Annotated in this window: 11 protein-coding genes; 8 read left to right on the top strand and 3 right to left on the bottom strand. The window is 53.3% G+C overall.

The genetic code is table 11. From position 1 onward, the window contains the following. Positions 1–28 precede the first annotated feature (28 nt). Positions 29–3,265 (bottom strand): WD40/YVTN/BNR-like repeat-containing protein, encoded by a 3,237-nt coding sequence (locus SD10_RS08625; protein WP_046573435.1) that lies wholly within the window; start codon positions 3,263–3,265, stop codon positions 29–31. 377 nt (positions 3,266–3,642) lie between these two features. On the opposite strand from SD10_RS08625, the gene SD10_RS08620 reads away from it, so the two are divergent. From SD10_RS08620 to SD10_RS08585, 8 genes are all read left to right on the top strand, one after another. Continuing rightward, positions 3,643–6,696 carry a VPS10 domain-containing protein gene (locus SD10_RS08620; RefSeq protein WP_046573434.1) on the top strand — a complete coding sequence of 1,018 codons (3,054 nt, stop codon included), beginning with the start codon at positions 3,643–3,645 and terminating at the stop codon, positions 6,694–6,696. 33 nt (positions 6,697–6,729) lie between these two features. Then, complete coding sequence (locus SD10_RS08615; protein WP_148562408.1) at positions 6,730–10,002, top strand: WD40/YVTN/BNR-like repeat-containing protein; 3,273 nt, start codon at positions 6,730–6,732, stop codon at positions 10,000–10,002. A 43-nt stretch (positions 10,003–10,045) separates the two neighbouring features. After that, a complete protein-coding gene (locus SD10_RS08610; protein WP_046573433.1) occupies positions 10,046–10,597 on the top strand; it encodes a hypothetical protein in 552 nt (183 codons plus the stop codon). 96 nt (positions 10,598–10,693) lie between these two features. Beyond that, positions 10,694–13,036, top strand: coding sequence for a TonB-dependent receptor (locus tag SD10_RS08605; RefSeq protein WP_046579251.1), 2,343 nt, complete (start codon positions 10,694–10,696; stop codon positions 13,034–13,036). A gap of 147 nt (positions 13,037–13,183) precedes the next feature. Beyond that, the gene (locus SD10_RS08600; RefSeq protein WP_227699180.1) at positions 13,184–14,014 is read left to right on the top strand and encodes a heme/hemin ABC transporter substrate-binding protein; all 831 of its coding nucleotides are present in this window, start codon (positions 13,184–13,186) and stop codon (positions 14,012–14,014) included. Next, the gene (locus SD10_RS08595) at positions 14,014–15,081 is read left to right on the top strand and encodes a FecCD family ABC transporter permease (RefSeq protein ID WP_046573431.1); all 1,068 of its coding nucleotides are present in this window, start codon (positions 14,014–14,016) and stop codon (positions 15,079–15,081) included. Before SD10_RS08600 ends, SD10_RS08595 begins: the two co-directional genes overlap by 1 nt. Then, positions 15,074–15,853, top strand: coding sequence for a heme ABC transporter ATP-binding protein (locus tag SD10_RS08590; RefSeq protein WP_046573430.1), 780 nt, complete (start codon positions 15,074–15,076; stop codon positions 15,851–15,853). Before SD10_RS08595 ends, SD10_RS08590 begins: the two co-directional genes overlap by 8 nt. A 44-nt stretch (positions 15,854–15,897) precedes the next feature. Then, positions 15,898–19,143, top strand: a complete 3,246-nt coding sequence (locus SD10_RS08585; protein ID WP_046573429.1) for a WD40/YVTN/BNR-like repeat-containing protein — start codon at positions 15,898–15,900, stop codon at positions 19,141–19,143. A gap of 100 nt (positions 19,144–19,243) precedes the next feature. On the opposite strand, the gene SD10_RS30010 is transcribed toward SD10_RS08585, so the two are convergent. Together SD10_RS30010 and SD10_RS30235 are read right to left on the bottom strand one after the other, a co-directional pair. Next, positions 19,244–19,381, bottom strand: coding sequence for a hypothetical protein (locus SD10_RS30010; protein WP_227699178.1), 138 nt, complete (start codon positions 19,379–19,381; stop codon positions 19,244–19,246). Beyond that, positions 19,378–19,506, bottom strand: coding sequence for a hypothetical protein (locus SD10_RS30235; protein WP_262507406.1), 129 nt, complete (start codon positions 19,504–19,506; stop codon positions 19,378–19,380). The genes SD10_RS30010 and SD10_RS30235 overlap by 4 nt, the downstream gene beginning before the upstream one ends. Between the last annotated feature and the right edge of the window lie 34 nt (positions 19,507–19,540).

The following is a 19,540-nucleotide window of genomic DNA, read 5'->3' as shown; positions in this document are numbered from 1 at the left end:
GGTCCCGGAGACCTGATCGGGTTAGTTGTTAATTGATAATAATTGCCGGAATCTGCTGTTCCGTTACCACCCGGTTAAAAGTCGGAATTTGTGTATTGACAACCTCTTTCAGTTTAGATATGGCTGTATCGATTTGCTTGGACAGATCATCATACGCGGTATACGACGATTTGGTTGGCTTGCTGTCGGACGAAGAAACGGCCGAAGCGACCCCGGCTATTTTATCATTCAGGCGAATCGGGTAGGCTAGCGCATCCTGTGGCGCTTTCGACTTTGGCTGCATCAGGGTGGATTCAATCTTGTCGAGTTCCTCCAGAATGGGCTTGGCGGCATTTTTGAATTTTTCGGCAGCCTTTGGTTCCTTCACATTATTGGTATACCCATTGATTTGTGTTCGGATCTGACGAAGCTGATTGATGGCTTTGTGCGTTTCCGATAGTTTGCCATTAATTTTCTGCAGCAAATCAAACTGCTCCTGGTATTCGGCCGCCGTGATGGCGAGCCGGGGGTCCTTGCGAATTTCGATGGGCTGCTCAGCAATCAGTGAGTCGCCCAGAAGTAGGCGAACTTTGTAGTTGCCGGGTATCACTTTTGCCCCCGTCCCGCGTCCTGTCCACATAACGTTCGTTCCCTCAACAGCGGTAGCGTCCGGGTAGCGCATATCCCAGACAAAGACATTCATGCCGGGTTGTGCTGTCATTTTTCCAGGCTGCGGAGTCATTTCATCCTGATAGAACTCAGGTAACACCTTGAAGGGCTGCCCTTTTTTGTCTTTCAGGTTCGAGTAAGTGATGATCGTGTCCCCTGCGGTCGTCATATACACCAGCTTTAGCTCTTTTTTTGGCTTGGTTTTCAGGTAATAGCGCGTAATGACACCGTTGGGGGCATTTTCGCCCTCGTCGGTGGCTACGGCCCGCCCCCGGCGAGGGTTCCCGGCTCCGCCTTCCATGCGGTAGGCATGCCGAGGTTTATAGAGGTGCATAGTCGCCATTGCCTTGCCCCCTTGCTTCATATCCATGAGTTCGTGGAGTGGCGTAATGTCGTCCATGATCCAGAAAGCCAGCCCGTGGGTGGCAATGACCAGATCCTTTTCGCGCTTATGAATCTGCAAATCCCGAACAGGCGTAACCGGCAAATTCAAACTCAGCTTTTCCCACGAACCGCCGTCGTTGAAGGACACATAAACGCCCCGTTCTGTACCGGCATACAGTAACCCAGGCTTGTTTGGATCTTCACGCACCACATGGCAGTGTTCATCCGCCGGAATACCCGCAGTGATGCTTGTCCAGGTTTTGCCGTAATCAGTCGTTTTAAATAGATACGGCTTCCGATCGCCCGACATATACCGCTTGGCTGCCAGATAGGCTTTCCCGGCGGTGTGGTCAGATGGGTGCACGAGGCTCATAATAGCCAGCTCAGGTAACATCGACGCAGGCGGAGTGATATTTTGCCATGTTTTAGCACCATCGCGGCTGATGTGCATCAGCCCATCATCGGAACCCGCCCAGAATACATTCTTTTCGACGGGCGATTCGGCAAAGGTGAAGATCGTCGGGAAGGTTTCGGCCCCGGTATTGTCTTTGGTAATGGGTCCGCCGGTATCGCCCTGCGTTTTAGGGTCGTTGCGGGTTAAATCCGGGCTAATATCCTGCCACGAATGACCAAAATCTGTACTTCGATGCAGGTATTGCGAGGTGATATACAGCGTTTTGGGATCGTGTGGTGAGAAAACGATCGGATAAGTCCACTGAAAGCGGTATTTCCGGGCCGAGGATGGCGAGCCCATGAAATATTCGGGATAGACATTGATAACCTGGTTCTGGTCCGTTTTTTTATCGTAACGGGTAATCAGCCCGTCATAACTGCCCCCATACGTGACGTCGGGATTGTTTGGTTCGGGTGTAATGTAGCCCGATTCGCCCCCCGATACCGGATACCAGGCCGATTTACCAATGGAATACTCTGTGGTGCGACTGGCAATACGAATGGAGGTATTATCCTGCTGAGCGCCGTACAGGTTATATGGGAAATCGTTGTCGACTGCCACATGGTAAAACTGCGAGGTAGGTATGTCGACATCGGAAAAGGTAGCCCCGCCGTTGTAGGTCACTTCAGCCCCGCCATCATCGGCAATGATGTAGTTCATCGGATTCTTCGGGTTCCACCAGATGTCGTGCGTGTCGCCATGATGAACATTAATCGTCTGGAATGTTTTGCCGCCGTCGTATGACTTCATCGCGTTGACATTCAACACGATCAGGCCATTTTCGTCCTGTGGGTCAGCGCCCATCATCATGTAATACCAGGGGCGCTGCCACAGGTTTTTGTCTTCGTTGATGAGCTGCCATGAATCTCCGGCGTCGTCGGAGCGGTAGAGGCCCCCTTTGGCATTTTCGACCATCGCATACAGCCGGTTCGAGTTAGCGGGCGATACAACGATGCCAATTTTTCCCAACAGCCCTTTTGGCATGCCGGGTTTGTTGCTTAGACTCGTCCAGGTATCACCCCCGTCCGTCGATTTATACAAGCCACTACCGGGGCCGCCACTGCTCATTTTGTAACTATTGCGGTACGCCTGCCACATCGACGCGTATATAATCGATGGGTTGTTCGGGTCAATTTTCACCGTAGCGGCCCCTGTGCTATCATTTTTTGTCAGGATGGCCTTCCAGGTTTTGCCGCCGTCGGTGGTCCGAAACACACCCCGCTCTTTATTGGGCGCAAACGGATTGCCCAAAGCGGCCACATACACGATATCCGAATTTTGCGGATGCACCTCAACGTTGCCAATGGCATCGGCCATCTTCAGGCCCATGTGCTTCCAGGTTTTGCCTGCATCCGTCGATTTATAGACACCATCACCGTTCGCGATGTTGCTGCGGATATCGGACTCTCCCATGCCAACATACACAACGTTTGGATCAGACGGTGCAACCGCCACCGCGCCAACGGAGCTGGATTTAAAGGTGGTATCCGAGACCATTACCCAGTTGCCCCCCCCATCGATTGTTTTCCAGACCCCTCCGCCGGTTGCCCCGAAGTAGTAGGTCAGTGGTTGGCTCGGATGCCCCGAAACACCCAGGGCCCGCCCCGCCCGAAATGGGCCAATGTTGCGCCACCGCATAGCATTGAACAGGCTGTCGGAAGCCAATACCGACGTTGACTTTGTAGTTGCTTTTGCCTTTCGTTGGGCCAATGTGAGTTCAGGAAGCAGGCATATAACCAGCGAAAAAATTATACAAGTAGTAAATTGTCTATTTACCATGAAGTATTCGGTTAGTTTGAGATTATGCAAAATAATGCATGGAATTGCAGAAAAAGGCATTAAATCGTTCGGACACTAATATTTTATAAGGTTCCTCACAGGCTAAGGACTGCATTTTAGTGGGGCTCGCTAATCCTTTATTTCGCCAGATGGCTTACAAGAAAAATAAATAAGCAACAATTAAGAATTAGTCTGGCTTAAAATCTGACTTAGCTTTAGAATACAGAATATATTCTTGCCAGCTTACTGTGAATTAGAATAGGACTTTCCTAAGTTTGTCTGTTCTACGGCTATGCGATCCAGGCTCGTCCGGTACGTATGGGTCAATTCTCTTTTGTGTACCAATGAATCACCGTATTGCCATAAAATTCTACCCGATGAAGTCTTTTGTCCTTCTCCTCTTTATTGTCACTTGCAACACAATCGTTAACACTCAACTTTGGGCCCAGGCCGACACGGCTGTCAATCCTGTTTTTAAAGGGATGGCCTGGCGAAATATCGGGCCAACGCGGGGTGGACGGTCGCTGGGGTCAGCCGGATCGCCCGGTCGCAAACAGGAATATTATTTTGGTGCCGTGGGCGGAGGACTCTGGAAAACCACCGACGGCGGTCAGAGCTGGAACCCCGTTACCGATGGCCAATTGAACAGTTCGTCGGTGGGGGCGGTGGCCGTGGCGGAGACAAACCCGGACATTGTCTACATCGGAACGGGCGAAACCCAGCTTCGGGGCAACATCATGCAGGGCGATGGTGTCTACAAAACAACGAACGCAGGGAAAACCTGGACAAACATCGGCCTGAAAAATACCCAGGCGATTGCCCGCGTTCGTGTTCACCCGACGAACCCGGATATTGTTTACGTAGCCGCCCTGGGACACCCCTACGGCCCGAATGAAGAACGCGGCATTTTCCGCACGACCGACGGTGGGAAAAGCTGGAAAAAAGTCCTCTACAAAGGCGATAAGGCCGGTGCAGTCGACATCATCATTGACCGAAAAAACCCGAACGTACTGTATGCATCCATCTGGCAGGTCTACCGGACGCCCTGGAAAATGTGGGGTGGCGGGGGCGCTTCCGGCCTGTTTAAATCAACGGATGGGGGCGACACCTGGACTGAACTGACCCGCAAACCAGGCATGCCGAAGGGAACCGTTGGCAAGATCGGCGTGACGGTTTCGCCCGTGGATAACAACCGGGTATGGGCCATTGTCGAAGCCGAAGATGGGGGCGTTTACCGCTCCGATGATGCGGGCATGACCTGGAAGCACGTCAACGACGAACGGAAGCTGCGGCAGCGGGCCTTTTATTATTCCCGTATTTATGCCGATCCACTCGATAAAAACGGCGTTTACTGCCTGAACGTCGGCTTTTATAAATCGTCGGATGGTGGCGTCAAATTCAATAAAACGATTACCGTTCCGCATGGCGACAATCACGATCTGTGGATCGACCCGGCCGATTCAACCCGCATGATCACCTCCAACGATGGTGGTGGGGCCGTATCCGTCAACGGCGGCAAAACCTGGACCGATGAAAATTTCCCGACCGCGCAACTATACCACATTACCGCAACCAACGATTTTCCCTACCACATTGCGGGCGCGCAGCAGGACAACACGACCGTGGCCGTGGCCAGCGAGGGCTGGACAAATCAGTTGGTCAAAAATAACAGCATCAAGAAAGGAGAATGGGGGTATGAAGTGGGTGGTGGCGAAAGCGGCTACATTGCGCAGGACCCCAAAAACCCTGATATTTTTTACGCCGGGAGTCAGGGGGCGCTCCTGACCCGTTACGACCGGTCGACGGGGCAAACCCGCGATGTGCAGATTTACCCTCGTTTCTTCTCCGGCGAACCCGCCAGCGCCCTTCCCGAACGCTGGCAGTGGACGTACCCGATTGTGTTCTCTCCCAAAGATCCAAACCGATTGTATGCTTGTTCGCAACACGTTTGGGTATCCACGAATGAAGGGCAAAGCTGGGAAAAAATTAGTCCGGACCTGACCTACGCCGACACAACCACACTCGGCAAAAGCGGGGGTGTTATCACGATGGATATGAACGGCCCCGAAATCTACGCGACCGTTTTTGCCCTGGCCCCCTCCTACCATGACGTCAATACGATCTGGGCTGGTTCTGACGATGGCCTGATTCACATCACCCGCGACCATGGCAAAAGCTGGCAGAAAATCACCCCACCCGATATGCCTAAAAATACCCGTGTGAGCATTATTGAGGCTTCGCGGCACAAACCGGGCACAGCTTATGTAGCCGCGAAACGCTACCAGATGGATGACCGCGCGCCCTATCTCTGGAAAACCGACGATTACGGAAAAACCTGGAAAAAGATCATTACCGGCCTGCGACCCACTGACTTTGCCCACTCCATTCGGGAAGATATTACGCGCCCCGGTCTGCTTTATGCCGGTATGGAACACGGTATCTGGGTGTCGTTCAACGATGGAGAAGTCTGGCAGCCGCTCCAGTTAAAACTACCCGATACACAGATTTCGGACATTCAGGTTACGGAGAAAGATGTTGTGATCGGTACCCATGGCCGGTCGATTTACGTGCTGGACGATATTTCTCCCGTTCGGGAATTCACCCCCGATCTGGCCAAGAAACCGGTGCATTTGTTCAAGCCGTACTATGCCGTTCGACGCGTACAGCCTGCTGTTTTTCAGTACTACCTGGCGAAACAGGCAGATAGCGTTAAAGTCGACATTCTGGACGCAGCCGGAACGGTCATTCAGTCATTCACGGGCACAAAACCAACAAATCCAAAAACGGGGGGTGATGATGACGACGATGATGAACCCGGAAAACCCAAAATCAAGCTACCCACAACGGCGGCCGGGCTGAATCGCTACGAATGGGATCTGCGTTATCCGGGGGCTACTTATTTCAAAGGCATGATCATGTGGGGCGCCCGCCCAACGGCGGGGCCGATGGCCCTACCCGGTCAGTATCAGGTACGGCTGACGGTGGGCACCCAATCGTTTACGCAACACTTCGAAATCCGGCTCGATCCACGCCTGAAAGGCGTAACAACAGCCGATGTGCAAGAGCAGTTCAAGATGGCGATGAAGCTGCGCGATGAGACCAGCAAAGCCAACGACGCCGTGGTCCAGATTCGGGCGTTGAAGGAGAAACTGGCCAAACAACCCGAAAATCCAACCAATCAGAAGTTGAAAGAGCAACTTGGCATCATTGAAGAAAATCTGTACCAGATTCGCAATCAGAGTGGTCAGGACCCGTTGAATTTCCCCATCAAACTCAACAATCGGCTGGCAGCCCTTTGGCGTAGTATCGAAAGTGGCGATGCCAAACCGACCGATGGGTCGTATAAAGTATACGAAGAGTTATCGGGTGATCTGACGAAGCAGCTTGCGGACCTGGACAAGCTGATAAAATCCAGCAAGATCGGCATGTAATTCCATCGCTATCCCACTTCATCAATTTACGGCATGTTCAAACTAATCAACGCCAATTACCAGCCAGCCAAGCGCCTATTGTTTGGAGCAGGCTCTCCACATAAGACCCTAATCACCAGCGGGTTAATTATCCTCCTAAGTTACTGGCAGGTAATCGCCCAGTCTACGGCCACTCAAACGGCGCAGGCCCCCAAACCCGTCAACGTCTCAGTCATGAACGCCATGCAATGGCGCCTGATCGGTCCCTTCAGGGGAGGCCGTTCGGTGTGTGTGGCGGGTCACCCTACCGAGCGGCTGGTCTTTTACATGGGAACAACTGGTGGGGGCGTCTGGAAAACGGAAAACGGCGGCATCACCTGGCAGAATATCTCCGATGGCTTTTTCAAAATGGGCTCCGTTGGGGCCATCGCCATCGCGCAGTCGAACCCCAACATCATCTACGTGGGGATGGGTGAACATACCCTGCGGGGCAATCTGTCGCCCGGCGATGGCGTCTATAAATCCATCGATGCGGGCAAGACCTGGACGCACATCGGCCTGACGGATACACAGCATATTGGCTCGGTCATTATTGATCCCGCCAATCCGGATGTTGTTTATGTAGCCGCCCTCGGTCATGCGTTTGGCCCGAATGAAGAACGGGGCGTATTCCGGACGACCGACGGCGGAAAAAGCTGGAAAAAAGTCCTCTACAAAAACCCAAACGTGGGCGCTATCGACCTGACCATTGACCCGGCTCATCCAAAAACGATCTATGCCTCCACCTTTGAATTTCGCCGGTTTCCCTGGGGTGTACGCAGTGCCGGACCGGGCGCGGGAATTTTCAAAACCGAAGACGGTGGCGATATCTGGACCGACATTACCCGCAACAAGGGATTACCGACAGGCACGAACCGGGGACGGATTGGGCTGGCTTTATCACCGGCAAAACCCAATCGAATCTGGGCAATTATCGAAGCCGAAAATGAACAGACGGGTGTTTACCGAACCGACGATGCCGGGGCTACCTGGCAGGTGGTGAGCCAGTTTGCCGATCTGTTTCAACGGCCCTGGTATTATCATCACCTGAAAGCGGATCCTAAGGACAGCGAAACGCTCTGGGTACTCAACATCGACATGTGGAAATCGGGCGATGGCGGGAAAACGTACAAAAAAGTGGACCCTCCGCACGGCGATAATCACCAGCTTTGGATTGATCCCAACGATACCAACCGAATGGTGCAGGCCAATGATGGCGGTGGCACGGTGACGTTTGATGGCGGCAAAACGTGGTCAAGCATCTACAATCAGCCAACGGCCCAGATGTACCATGTCATTACGGATAACAAATTCCCGTATCGGGCCTATGGTGCCCAGCAGGACAATTCAACGATTTCTGTTCCCAGCCGTTCCGACTACGGGGCCATTTATCCGAACGAAAATTACGACATTGGTGGGGGCGAATCGGGTTATATTGCCTTCAACAAAAATGACCCGTCCCTGATTTTTGCGGCCAATCACCACTGGCTTACCCGCCTGAATCTTAAGACGAATCAGCTTAAGGATGTGTCGGTCATTCCCGATGACATGTATGGCTACGGCTCTGCCGATCTGGCGTACCGGTTTCAATGGACCTATCCCGTGATGGTTTCGCCCCACAACCCGAAGGTTTTGTATGCTACGTCGCAGTACGTTCACCGGTCGACGGATCAGGGCATGAGCTGGCAGGTGGTCAGCCCTAATTTATCCCGCTCCGATCCATCAACCCTCGAAAAAACGCCTACCCTGGATGATCAGTCGATTGGGAAAGACTGGGGACCGATCAAACGCGACAACACCGGCGTGGAATGGTACGGAACCATTTTCGCGCTGGCCGAATCGCCCGTAAAGGCGGGCGTTCTGTGGTCTGGGTCGGATGATGGCTACGTGCAGGTATCGGTAGATAATGGCAAAACCTGGAAAAATGTGACGCCGAAGGATATGCCGGCCTTTGCCCGGATCAGCATCATTGATCCATCTCCCCACAATCCGGCCACGGCCTACGTAGCAGCCTTGAAATACAAGCAGGATGACTTCCATCCTTACGTCTATAAAACCAGCGATTACGGCAAAACATGGACGAAAATAACGCAGGGCTTTCCCGAAAATGATTTTGTTAGGGTCGTCCGGGAAGATCCGAAACGGAAGGGGTTGCTTTATGCCGGTACCGAACGGGGCATGTATGTTTCCTTTACGGATGGGGCCTTTTGGCAACCGCTTCAATTAAATTTGCCCGTGGTGCCTATTCACGACCTGGCCATTCAGGATAACGATCTGGTGGCGGCTACGCATGGCCGCTCGTTCTGGATTCTGGATGACCTGACTGTTTTGCACCAACTGACCGACGATGTGCAGACATCGGCTGTTCACTTATTCAAACCCCGGCCAACCGTCCGGTTTAAAGCAGGGCTGGACCCGGCGATAAAACCAGTGCCAAATGGCGCGGGCGACCTGGGCAAAAATCCGCCGAACGGCGTGAAGATCGTCTACTACCTGCCGGAGAAGCCCAAAAGCCCGATCTCACTGGATTTCTTCGACGCCCGTGGCCTGCTGATCAAATCATATAAGAGTAGCACGCTCGTTCCTGCGTCGCCCAAATCTGTCTCTGCCACGGCACCAAAAGATTCAGCGGGGCTAGCCGAGATGCGGCAACCAAAACCGCCCGCCCGGAAAGAAATTATGTTGCCCGCCGAAGCTGGAGGCAATGCGTTTGTGTGGGAAGACATGCGCTACCCGGACCCCATCACGCTGCCGAATTCAGTTACCCACGGCCGCGCCAGGGGTCCGCTGGCCATGCCCGGCACATATAAAGCCCAGCTAACGGTAGACGGGAAAACGTACAGCCAAACCTTCGAGATCATCAAAGATCCCCGCATCGAAACGACCCAGGAGGAGTTCAAACAGCAATTCGATATGCTCATCAAGATTCGGGAGCGGCTGAATGAATTACGGAAAGGGGTGCTGACGATCCGGCAGATGCGCCAGCAGCTGGACAGCACCGGGCGCTCAGCCAATGATCAGTCAATCAAAGAATTAAAAGATAAACTACTCCGCATTGAAGACGCGTTGTACCAGTTTCGGGCGAAAGCAAATCAGGATTTGACCAACCATCCGGTTCGGCTGAATACTAAATTTACTGCCCTGAGCGGCTTTGTTGAGTCGGATGATTCGAAGCCGACCCAACAGCAGGTCGATCAGTACAACAGCTTGTCGAAAAGCCTGGCCGAACAATTAAAAGCACTGGAAACCCTTAAACCGGCGGTTCAAAGCAAGAGTCGGCCGAATTAACAACCAGCGGCCCTGATAGGGTCGGGATACTAAGCAAAAACGGATGTCGATTGGGCGTATTTCGGTGGTACGTACACTGGTGGTGACGGCTATTCTGGCCCTGACAGGTCTTTACGGCTATTACTATGCCCGGGCATTCCTTGCCAAATGGGCCTTCGCTCATCAGTCATACGTTGCGTCCGACAAGCTGGTTCGTATCGTCATGCCCAAGGCCGAACTGTCGCATACGACCGATTTTCTGGTTACTGAAAATGAATTTGAATGGATGGGGCAGATGGTCGACGTGCTCTACCGGGAGGTCCGTTCGGATACGGTTTATGTGTACGGCTTTCGGGACGAAGAAGAAACCGAGTTGAAGCGCCAGGCCCCCTGGCTGTATGAGGAAACAGCGCATGTCGGCCAGACGCCTGGCGCCCGATCAGGCAGCCAACGAAAATACATAAAGTGGCGACCTTTTTTCGATCTGCCGGCCCCAACGACCTTCTGCCAGCTTGTGTTGCCCGCGATACGCGATCTACGCCCGATTTTTCAGTACTGTTCGCGCCGGGCCGCACGTCCTTACTTAGACGTGCTGTCTCCTCCCCCTAATGTATAGAATCTTACTGTTTGTAGCTAGCTGACCGCTAGATCAGCCTTCAGGATAGGTATGCCCTTTCCGCTGGGATTCTATTTTCATTTTATCAAACGACTCATGAAATTTCTATATACAAAATTTACGCTTACACTGCTTCTGCTCACAGCCTTCTGCCCGGCGGTGTTCGCTCAACTGGCGCTGACAGGACGTATCGTCGACCCTACGAATGCGCAACCCATTGCTGGCGCATCAGTCTTAATCACTGGCACTCAGCGAGGTACAACCGCCGATGACAAAGGCGAATTCAGCCTGTCGGCCAATGAAGGAGATCAACTGCAGTTCTCAGCCATTGGGTACCAAACGCTAACGGTCGGCGTTAAAGCGACTACGCGCAGCCTGACCATCGAGCTGGACCCATCCAATACCGATCTGAACGAAGTGATCGTATCGGGCTACTCAGCGCCCCAAACGATTCAGCGTACAGCGGGTGCCGTCGGTCTGATTACCAGCCGGGATATTCAGCGAACGAACGGACTTCACCTCCAGAATTACGTAAACCTGATTCCCGGTGTGAAGGTCGAGATGCGGACCATAGCCGCCGGAAACCGGATCGTTATTCGCGGGTATGGCAACCAGACGAACTTCAACGGCGTTGGCTACAAAGCCTATCTGAACGATATTCCCCTGACCGACGCCGATGGAACGACCTTTCTGGATGACATTGATTTCACTACCCTCAGCCGGGTCGAGGTATTAAAAGGCCCCGCATCCAGTGCCTATGGTAACGCGATTGGCGGAGTCGTCAACCTATATACCGAACGGGCGCCTATTGGCAAAACGAGCATCAGCCAGCAGGTTTTGGCCGGGTCCTATGGCTTGTTCCGCACAAATACATCCCTTAAGACTGGTTCAGACAACACTAGCCTGAACATCAACTACGGCCACCAGAAATACGATGGTTTTCGGGTACATGGTGGCTCAACGAAAGACTTCCTGAGTATCACCAGCGACACCTACATGAGCGCCAAACGGTCGATGTCGGTCTTTGTGGGATACACCAATTCGTATGACCTGCTGGCGGGTGAAATAGACAGTGTGGCGATTCTGGAGCAACCCGAAAGCTCCGATCCGGCTTATGTCAGCAACAATGCCAGCATCAAAACGGAGAGCGCTCGGGCTGGCATCAGCCATAACTATCAGTTTACCGATCGGTTCGCCAACAAAACAACGATTTTTGTGGGTGGCCAGGTAATAGACCAGCCCTTTGCAGCCGGGGTCAACAAGACGAACAAGTTCAAATTTGGCGGCCGTTCAGTATTCACTTACAGCAACGACGCCAGCCCACTCCGCCCAACGGTTAGTATCGGTGGCGAGTTTCTGAAGAACTTCAACTACGCCAAAGGGTACGGCTTGTCGAATGGTATCCTTGGCGCCCTCCGCTCCGATCTGGAAATACAGGCGATGCAGTACAGCGTCTTTGCGCAGGCCGCGTTGCAAATAGCGCCAAAATTAACCCTGTCGGCGGGTGCCGGACTGAACTATGTCGAGTATGGCATTACCGACATGCGTGCTGCCACAACCACGCCCGCATACGTTAACGTATCGGGGTATAAACGCTTCAAACCCATACTAGCGCCCCGGGCCGCACTGGCCTATCAGGCCACGAATAACGTATCGTTCTACGCCAGCGCCAGCCAGGGATATTCTGCACCGGGTACCAATCAGGTCGTTGTCGCGCAGACGGGCGTCGTGAATTACGATCTTCGGCCGGAGTTGGGGACGAGTTATGAGATTGGTAGCAAAGGGAGTTTCCTGAACAAGACGCTTACCTACGAAATCGCCTATTTTACCATGATGGTGAGCGACAAACTGGTTCCGCAGGGCTTCGCGGCTACTTCGACGGTACCAGCCTATTCGATAACGACCAACGCCGGAAAAGTACAGCACAATGGCCTGGAACTGGCCGTTCAATACGCCTATCGTCCAGCAGCCGGAGCCGTATCGTTGATCCGCCCGTTTGTGTCCTACACGTACAATGATTTCTATTACAAGGACTACAAAAGTGACAACAACAGCGACGCCAAAACGGTCGATTATACGGGCAAGAAAGAATCCGGTATTGCGCCAAATCTTCTGAATGCTGGTGTGGACATCGAAGTCCGGCCCGGTTTCTACCTGAACGGGACGATGATGTATGTCGATAAGATGCCCATTAACCTGCCGAACAACCATTTTGCGCCCGCCTACACGCTCGTCAATGGAAAGCTGGGGTACCGCAGCGCGCTGGGCACTCATTTAAACCTGGATGTATACGTCGGTTCAGATAATATGCTGAGTAGTACGTATTCCTCGCTGGTTTTCCTTAACCTTGCCAACCCGGCGAATAACCGTCCCTTAGCGTACAACCCATCCCCAAAGATTACCTTTTATTCAGGGGCAATGCTAAAGTATATTTTTTAGTGTAGAGACGCCAATAGGCGTCTCCTCCATTTGCGTCAGCAATACCATCCCATCCATCCGGAATACCATCCGGCAAATCGAGACGCAGATAGGCGTCTCTACTAATCAATGAAAATCTACAAAATATCCTTATCAATAACCCTCGTTTTGCTTGCTCTCACAGCCTGTACGTCTACCCAGAAAGACCAGGCAGCCTCAACCGGTAAGCAACGAATTGTTTGCGTGGCAAAACAGCTGACCGAACTGATTTATGCCCTCGGCGCCGGTAACCAACTGGTAGGCGTTGACCTGTCGAGTACCTATCCGCCAGCCGCCCAGAAATTGACCAAAGTGGGCTACCACCGTATGCTCAATGCCGAAGGGATTATTGCTCTAAAACCAACGGTGGTTTACCACGATGGAAACGTGGCCCCGGAAGCCGTCATGCAGCAACTGGAAAAAGTGGGGGTACCGATGAAAGTCTTTAAGGATGCGCACACCATCCCCGAGGTCAAGGCGCTGTTTGATACCCTGGCCGCTCAGTTTGGCGCCCAGAAACAAGCCGACAGTCTGAAAACGAAGCTGGACGCCGATCTGGCCAAAGCAGCCGAGAGCGTAAAACAGTACAAAACCACGCCCAAAGTTGCCATTATCCATTTTGGCCGGGTCATTAATAATTACCTGGTGATCGGCAAAGCCGGAACGGCCTCTTATATGCTGGAAATGGCAGGCGGCAAAAACGTAATGGACACCCTGAAAGGCATGAAACCCCTCAGCCCCGAAATCATCAGCAAAGCCCAGCCCGACATCATTCTGGTAACGGATTTCGGCTACGACCGGCTGGGGAATGCCGATAAGTTAGCCACGCTCCCCGGCATCGCGTTGACGCCTGCGGGTAAAAACAAAAAGATTTACCGCATCGAAGAACACGACCTGATCTACCTCGGTCCCCGAACGGGCGAAAACGTTCTGATGCTCATGAAGTTGATTCACCAATAATGAAATTAGCCTCCTTATCGCCCGGCACCTGGTACAGTCTTTTAGCTACCCTCCTGCTGCTCACCCTCATAGCCGCCCTGCGGATTGGGGCCGTCGACTTAACGTTCGACGACATCAACCACATTTTGCGGCACGGACTGGGTTTGTCATCGGCCACCGTCGATCCGGTTTCGGAGGGGCTTTTCCTGCAAATACGGCTTCCGCGCGTGCTGCTTTGTGCTACGGTCGGGGCTGGATTATCCGTGTCGGGGGTGCTGATGCAGGCGTTGTTTCGCAACCCAATCGTTGAGCCGGGACTGGTGGGTACCAGTTCCGGCGCAGCATTGGGAGCAGCTCTGGTCTTCGTGCTCGGCAAGAATATCAACTGGGCTTTTACCGACGCTCTGGGGCTGTTTCTGCTCCCCTGCGTCGCCTTTACCTTTGCCTTTGCCGCTACGTTGCTCGTGTACCGAATTGCGTCGATAAGCGGCAAAGTGAATGTGGCTACGATGATTCTGGGGGGTATTGCCATCAACGCGCTGGCGGCTGGCGGCACAGGGTTTCTCTCCTACATCGCCCGCGACCCGCAAGCCCGCTCCATCACCTTCTGGAATCTGGGCACTTTTTCCGGCGCCGACTGGACGCAGTTCGCCCTTGTTTTCCCTGTTACGGTGATCGGCATTCTGCTGGCCCTGCGCTTCACCAAAGCGTTGAACATCCTGATTTTAGGGGAAGATGAAGTGCGGCATCTGGGCTACAACATCGACCGGCTCAAGATTCAGGTGCTTCTATTGAATACGTTGCTAGTGGCTATCGGCACGGCGATGGTTGGGGTAATTTCGTTCGTCGGGCTGGTGGTGCCACACCTGTTGCGGTTGCTAAAAACATCGGATAATCGGTTCCTGGTTATTGCTTCCGCCCTGCTGGGTGGTGCCTTACTGACGATGGCCGACACCATTGCCCGGCGGCTGGTGGCGCCGGCCGAATTTCCGATTGGTGTGATCACCGCTTTTGTCGGAGCGCCGGTGTTTATCTGGCTGCTGGTTCGCAATGCGCGATCGTTTCAGAAAGGAGGTTTTTATGCTTAGGGCGGAAAACCTATCATTTCAAATTGGCGGGAATCGCCTGATTGACAACGTGTCGCTGAACCTGTTACCGGGCGAGTTCACGATGGTATTAGGCCCAAATGGGGCCGGAAAAAGTACACTGCTCAAATTGCTGACCGGCACCGAAACGCCCCAGCAGGGGCAGGTCTGGTATGGCGATCAACTTCTTACCTCCATTCCACTGGCAACACAGGCGCGGCAGAAAGCGGTGCTCTCCCAATTGCTGTCGCTGCCGTTCGATCTGAGCGTAGCGGAGGTTGTCATGATGGGGCGCTACCCTTATTTCGATCTGAACCCGACCCATCTGGATAAACAGATTGCCGACGATTGCCTGGAAGCCGTAGGCATGTTTTCGTTCAGAACCCGTGCGTTTGCTTCCCTTTCGGGTGGCGAAAAACAGAAGGTGCATTTAGCGCGGGTGCTGGCCCAACTCCATCGTCAACCGAACGATACGTCGGTCAAATACCTTTTCCTGGATGAACCCATTTCAGCACTGGATATTCACTACCAGCATCAGATTCTGAGTCTGGTGCGCGAGCTGGCCGCTGAGAATATGGTCGTGTTCGTTATTGTACACGACATCAATCTGGCTTTTCAGTACGCCCAGAAAGTTATCCTGATGGATCAGGCGCGCATCTACGGCATTGGCTCTGCCGACGAGGTACTTACCGAAGCAGCTATCGAAGCCGTCTTCAAGTTGAAACCTTATTTTTTGACGCATCCGGAGACCGGCAGGCGCGTGATGATTTGCTAATTTCACCCTATCTTGCTTGACGATTATTCTGCTAATCAGCTGTCATGCAAAAGATTCTATTCTTCCTCTTTTCATTCCTATTTGCCAGCCCCTTGCTGGCGCAGAAGCCAAAACAAGCCAAAAAAGCGACGGCGGTCGCGGATTCGGCTCTTACTAATGACCCGTATTTCAAGCCCGTTAAGTGGCGAAATATCGGCCCTTTCCGGGGAGGTCGTTCGGTAGCGGGGGCTGGCGTAACCAGCGACCCACAGCTTTACTACATGGGTACGGTGGGCGGGGGCGTCTGGAAAACAGACGATGCGGGTATGACCTGGAAGAACATCACCGATGGTCAGCTGAAGACCTCGTCGGTGGGCGCGATTGGCGTTTGCGAGGCTGACCCAGCCGTGGTGTATGTCGGTATGGGCGAACACGCTCCCCGTGGGGTCATGACCTCCTACGGCGATGGCGTCTATAAATCGACCGATGCCGGTAAAACCTGGCAACACCTCGGTCTGGACCTTACCCGGCACATTGCTGCCGTTCGCGTGCATCCGCAAAACCCCGATGTGGTGTTTGTGGCCGCGCAGGGGGCGTTGCACGGCTCGTCGGCTGAGCGCGGAATCTACAAAACCATCGACGGGGGTAAAACCTGGAAAAAAGTCTTGTTCGTCGATGAAAATACGGGCTGTAACGACCTGAGTATGGACATGACCAACCCGCGCATTCTGTACGCGTCGATGTGGGATTACCGGCGGTTGCCCTGGCAGGTGCAGAGTGGCGGCAAAGGCAGCGGCCTTTACAAATCGACCGATGCGGGCGAAACCTGGACGAAGCTGGACAAGGGGCTACCCAAAGAACTGGGTAAAATGGGCATTTCTGTTTCCAAGGCTAACCCGAATCGGGTGTACGCCGTGATCGAATCCGACACAAAAACCGAAAAAGGGGGCGTTTTCCTGTCCGACGATGCGGGCAAAAGTTGGAATCGGGTCAGTAAAGACCACCGGACCGTACAACGGGCCTGGTATTACATCGAAATCTTTGCCGATCCGGTCGACGAAAATACGGTGTATGTCCTCAACACATCGGTGCTGAAATCCATCGATGGAGGCAAGACGTTCAGCCCGGTAGCGGGTTCTCATGGCGACCATCACCACCTGTGGATCAGCCCGAAGAACAACAAAAACCTGTTCTTGAGTAACGACGGCGGGGGCGCCATTTCGTTCAATGGCGGCAAATCGTGGTCGTCGGAGAACAACCAGCCCACGGCGCAATTCTACCGGATCAATGCCGATAATCGTTTCCCGTACAATGTCTATGGCGGTCAGCAGGACAACACCTCGGTGATGATCGCCAGCCGAACAACGGCGGGCAATGGCATAACCGACAAAGACTGGTTCCCATCCGCCGGTGGCGAAAGTGCGTTTCTGGCCTTCAACCCCGATGATCCACGGTATGTAATGGGCGGCAGTTATCAGGGCACCATCGAAGTGCTCGACCAGCAAACCCACGAGGGCAAACCCATTATGGTGTCGCCGATTCAGTATCAGGCGTTGCAGGCCAAAACAATGAAGTACCGCTTCAACTGGAACGCACCCATCATCTGGTCGAAACACGAGCCCAACGCCTTTTATCATGCGGGGAATAAGCTCTTTAAAACGACTGATCTGGGAAAAAGCTGGACAACCGTTTCGCCCGATCTGACACGTCATGACTCGACCAAACTCGGCTGGGGTGGTGCGCCCTACACCAATGAAGGAGCCGGTGGCGAAAATTACGCCACCATTACCTACGTACTGGAGTCACCAACCGAAAAAGGCACGCTCTGGACTGGCAGCGACGATGGCCTGGTTCAGCTCACCCGCGACGGGGGCAAGACCTGGACCAACGTAACCCCGGCGGGTCTGGAGGAGACGTTAATCAACTGCATCGAAGTGTCGCCCCACGACAAAGCAACGGCCTACATTGCCACCACCCGGTACAAGGTCAACGACTTTACCCCGGCCATGTATAAAACGACCGACTACGGCAAAACCTGGACAAAAATAGTCAAGGGAATCCCCTACGGCGCTTTTACCCGAACGGTTCGGGAAGACCCCGAGCGCAAAGGCCTGCTCTATGCCGGTACGGAAACGGGTCTGTATATATCCTACAACAGCGGGGCCAGCTGGCGGCCCTGGCAACTCAATCTGCCGGTTAGCCCCGTTACCGACCTGAAAGTTCACCAAGGCGACCTGATTGCGGCAACAGCGGGTCGGTCATTCTGGATTCTGGACGATCTGGGGCCGATTCGGCAATACAACGAGAAACTGAGCAAGGACAGCCTGTTTGTGTACAAACCTGAAGATACCTATCGCGTATCGGGTGGAAGTGCGCTGGATAAAGTGGTTGAGGAAGAGGATGATGAAGATGCGGGCAGTAGTCCCGGCCGCAGTGGATTTGCGGGTACGAACCCCTCTACGGGTGTCGTCCTGTATTACCAGCTCCCGGCCAAAGTGGATACCAGCGCGACGATGACGATGGAAATCAGGTCGGATCAGGGCACTACCCTGCGCACATTCAGCAGTAAGAAAAACAAGAAATTTGTTCAGTTTCCGGGCGGGCCATCCCCCGAGCCAACGCTGACCATGCGGCCTGGCCTGAATCGGTTTGTGTGGGATATGCGTGCCGAGACATTGCCTGCCATCGAAAACGTATTTATCGAGGGCAACTACAGTGGTCGTAAACTGGCACCCGGCCGCTACCAGGCCAGGCTAAAATTAGGAAAACAGGAAAAACAGGTAACGTTTACCATTCTGCCCGACCCCCGAATTAGCGCACCAGCGACTGATTATGAGCAACAACAGAAAACGCTCATGGGTATTGAAGAGGGCGTTAAAGAGATTCATTTGGGTGTTAACCGGATGCGCAAAGCCCAGAAGCAAATCAACGATCTGGTCGAGCTTATCGACGATAAACCGAACCTCAAAGCAGTCGCGGACTCGGGTCGGGCCTTGGCCAAAAAGATCAAGCTGTGGGAAGAGAAAGTGATTCAGCCAAAGTCGAAATCAAACGACGATGTCATTAATTTCGAAAACAAGCTGAGTGCCGACTACATCTTCCTGAAAGGCGAACTGGATGTAAACACGCCCACCGTTACCGCCGGTCAGCAGGAGCGACTATCCGAATTGAACGCCATCTGGCAACCGCTGAAAACAGACATGAACAAGCTGATTCAGGATGACATTAGCCGATTCAACACCCAATGTCGCCAAGCACAGCTTGATAAAGTTACCATTCCCGATGTCGTGCTGTCAGCGCCGAGACAGTAGTGATCTTCTGTATTTTGTGCAAACTACTGATTAACTGACATATGCCGTTAAAGCGCTCAAACATGGAGCGCTTTAACGGCATAGTCGGCGGCACGGGCGATTACCCGTCCGTAACGCTGTTGTGCTGCCCCATCGACCGGCACGATGCGTGGGCATCGTGCGTAAAAAATCCATAAAACGTATCGAGCATTTGAATGGAACTGCCGCCCGGAAAGCCGTACCGTTCGACCAGCATCATCGAGAGTCCCCTCCTTCTCCAGCCGCAGCCAGAGCCGCTACGCAGCCCGCCGGCCCTACCCCAACGACCAGTATATCGGTTTCGGGCAGGAGTGGAATAGCGAGATGATTGACAATCGTAGCCATCTTATACACCAATATATAAAAAGTCGCGCCGATT

The sequence above is a fragment of the Spirosoma radiotolerans genome, from assembly GCF_000974425.1.
Taxonomy (GTDB): Bacteria; Bacteroidota; Bacteroidia; order Cytophagales; family Spirosomataceae; genus Spirosoma; species Spirosoma radiotolerans.
This window is presented reverse-complemented; position numbering and strand designations above follow the sequence as displayed.

Excerpts from the sequence above, each read along its gene's own strand:
- SD10_RS08615 (WP_148562408.1), top strand. The coding sequence starts at position 6,730 with ATGTTCAAACTAATCAACGCCAATTACCAGCCAGCCAAGCGCCTATTG.
- SD10_RS08625 (WP_046573435.1), bottom strand. The coding sequence starts at position 3,265 with ATGGTAAATAGACAATTTACTACTTGTATAATTTTTTCGCTGGTTATA.
- SD10_RS08585 (WP_046573429.1), top strand. The coding sequence starts at position 15,898 with ATGCAAAAGATTCTATTCTTCCTCTTTTCATTCCTATTTGCCAGCCCC.
- SD10_RS30235 (WP_262507406.1), bottom strand. The coding sequence starts at position 19,506 with ATGGCTACGATTGTCAATCATCTCGCTATTCCACTCCTGCCCGAAACC.
- SD10_RS08620 (WP_046573434.1), top strand. The coding sequence starts at position 3,643 with ATGAAGTCTTTTGTCCTTCTCCTCTTTATTGTCACTTGCAACACAATC.
- SD10_RS08590 (WP_046573430.1), top strand. The coding sequence starts at position 15,074 with ATGCTTAGGGCGGAAAACCTATCATTTCAAATTGGCGGGAATCGCCTG.
- SD10_RS08605 (WP_046579251.1), top strand. The coding sequence starts at position 10,694 with ATGAAATTTCTATATACAAAATTTACGCTTACACTGCTTCTGCTCACA.
- SD10_RS30010 (WP_227699178.1), bottom strand. The coding sequence starts at position 19,381 with ATGATGCTGGTCGAACGGTACGGCTTTCCGGGCGGCAGTTCCATTCAA.
- SD10_RS08610 (WP_046573433.1), top strand. The coding sequence starts at position 10,046 with ATGTCGATTGGGCGTATTTCGGTGGTACGTACACTGGTGGTGACGGCT.
- SD10_RS08595 (WP_046573431.1), top strand. The coding sequence starts at position 14,014 with ATGAAATTAGCCTCCTTATCGCCCGGCACCTGGTACAGTCTTTTAGCT.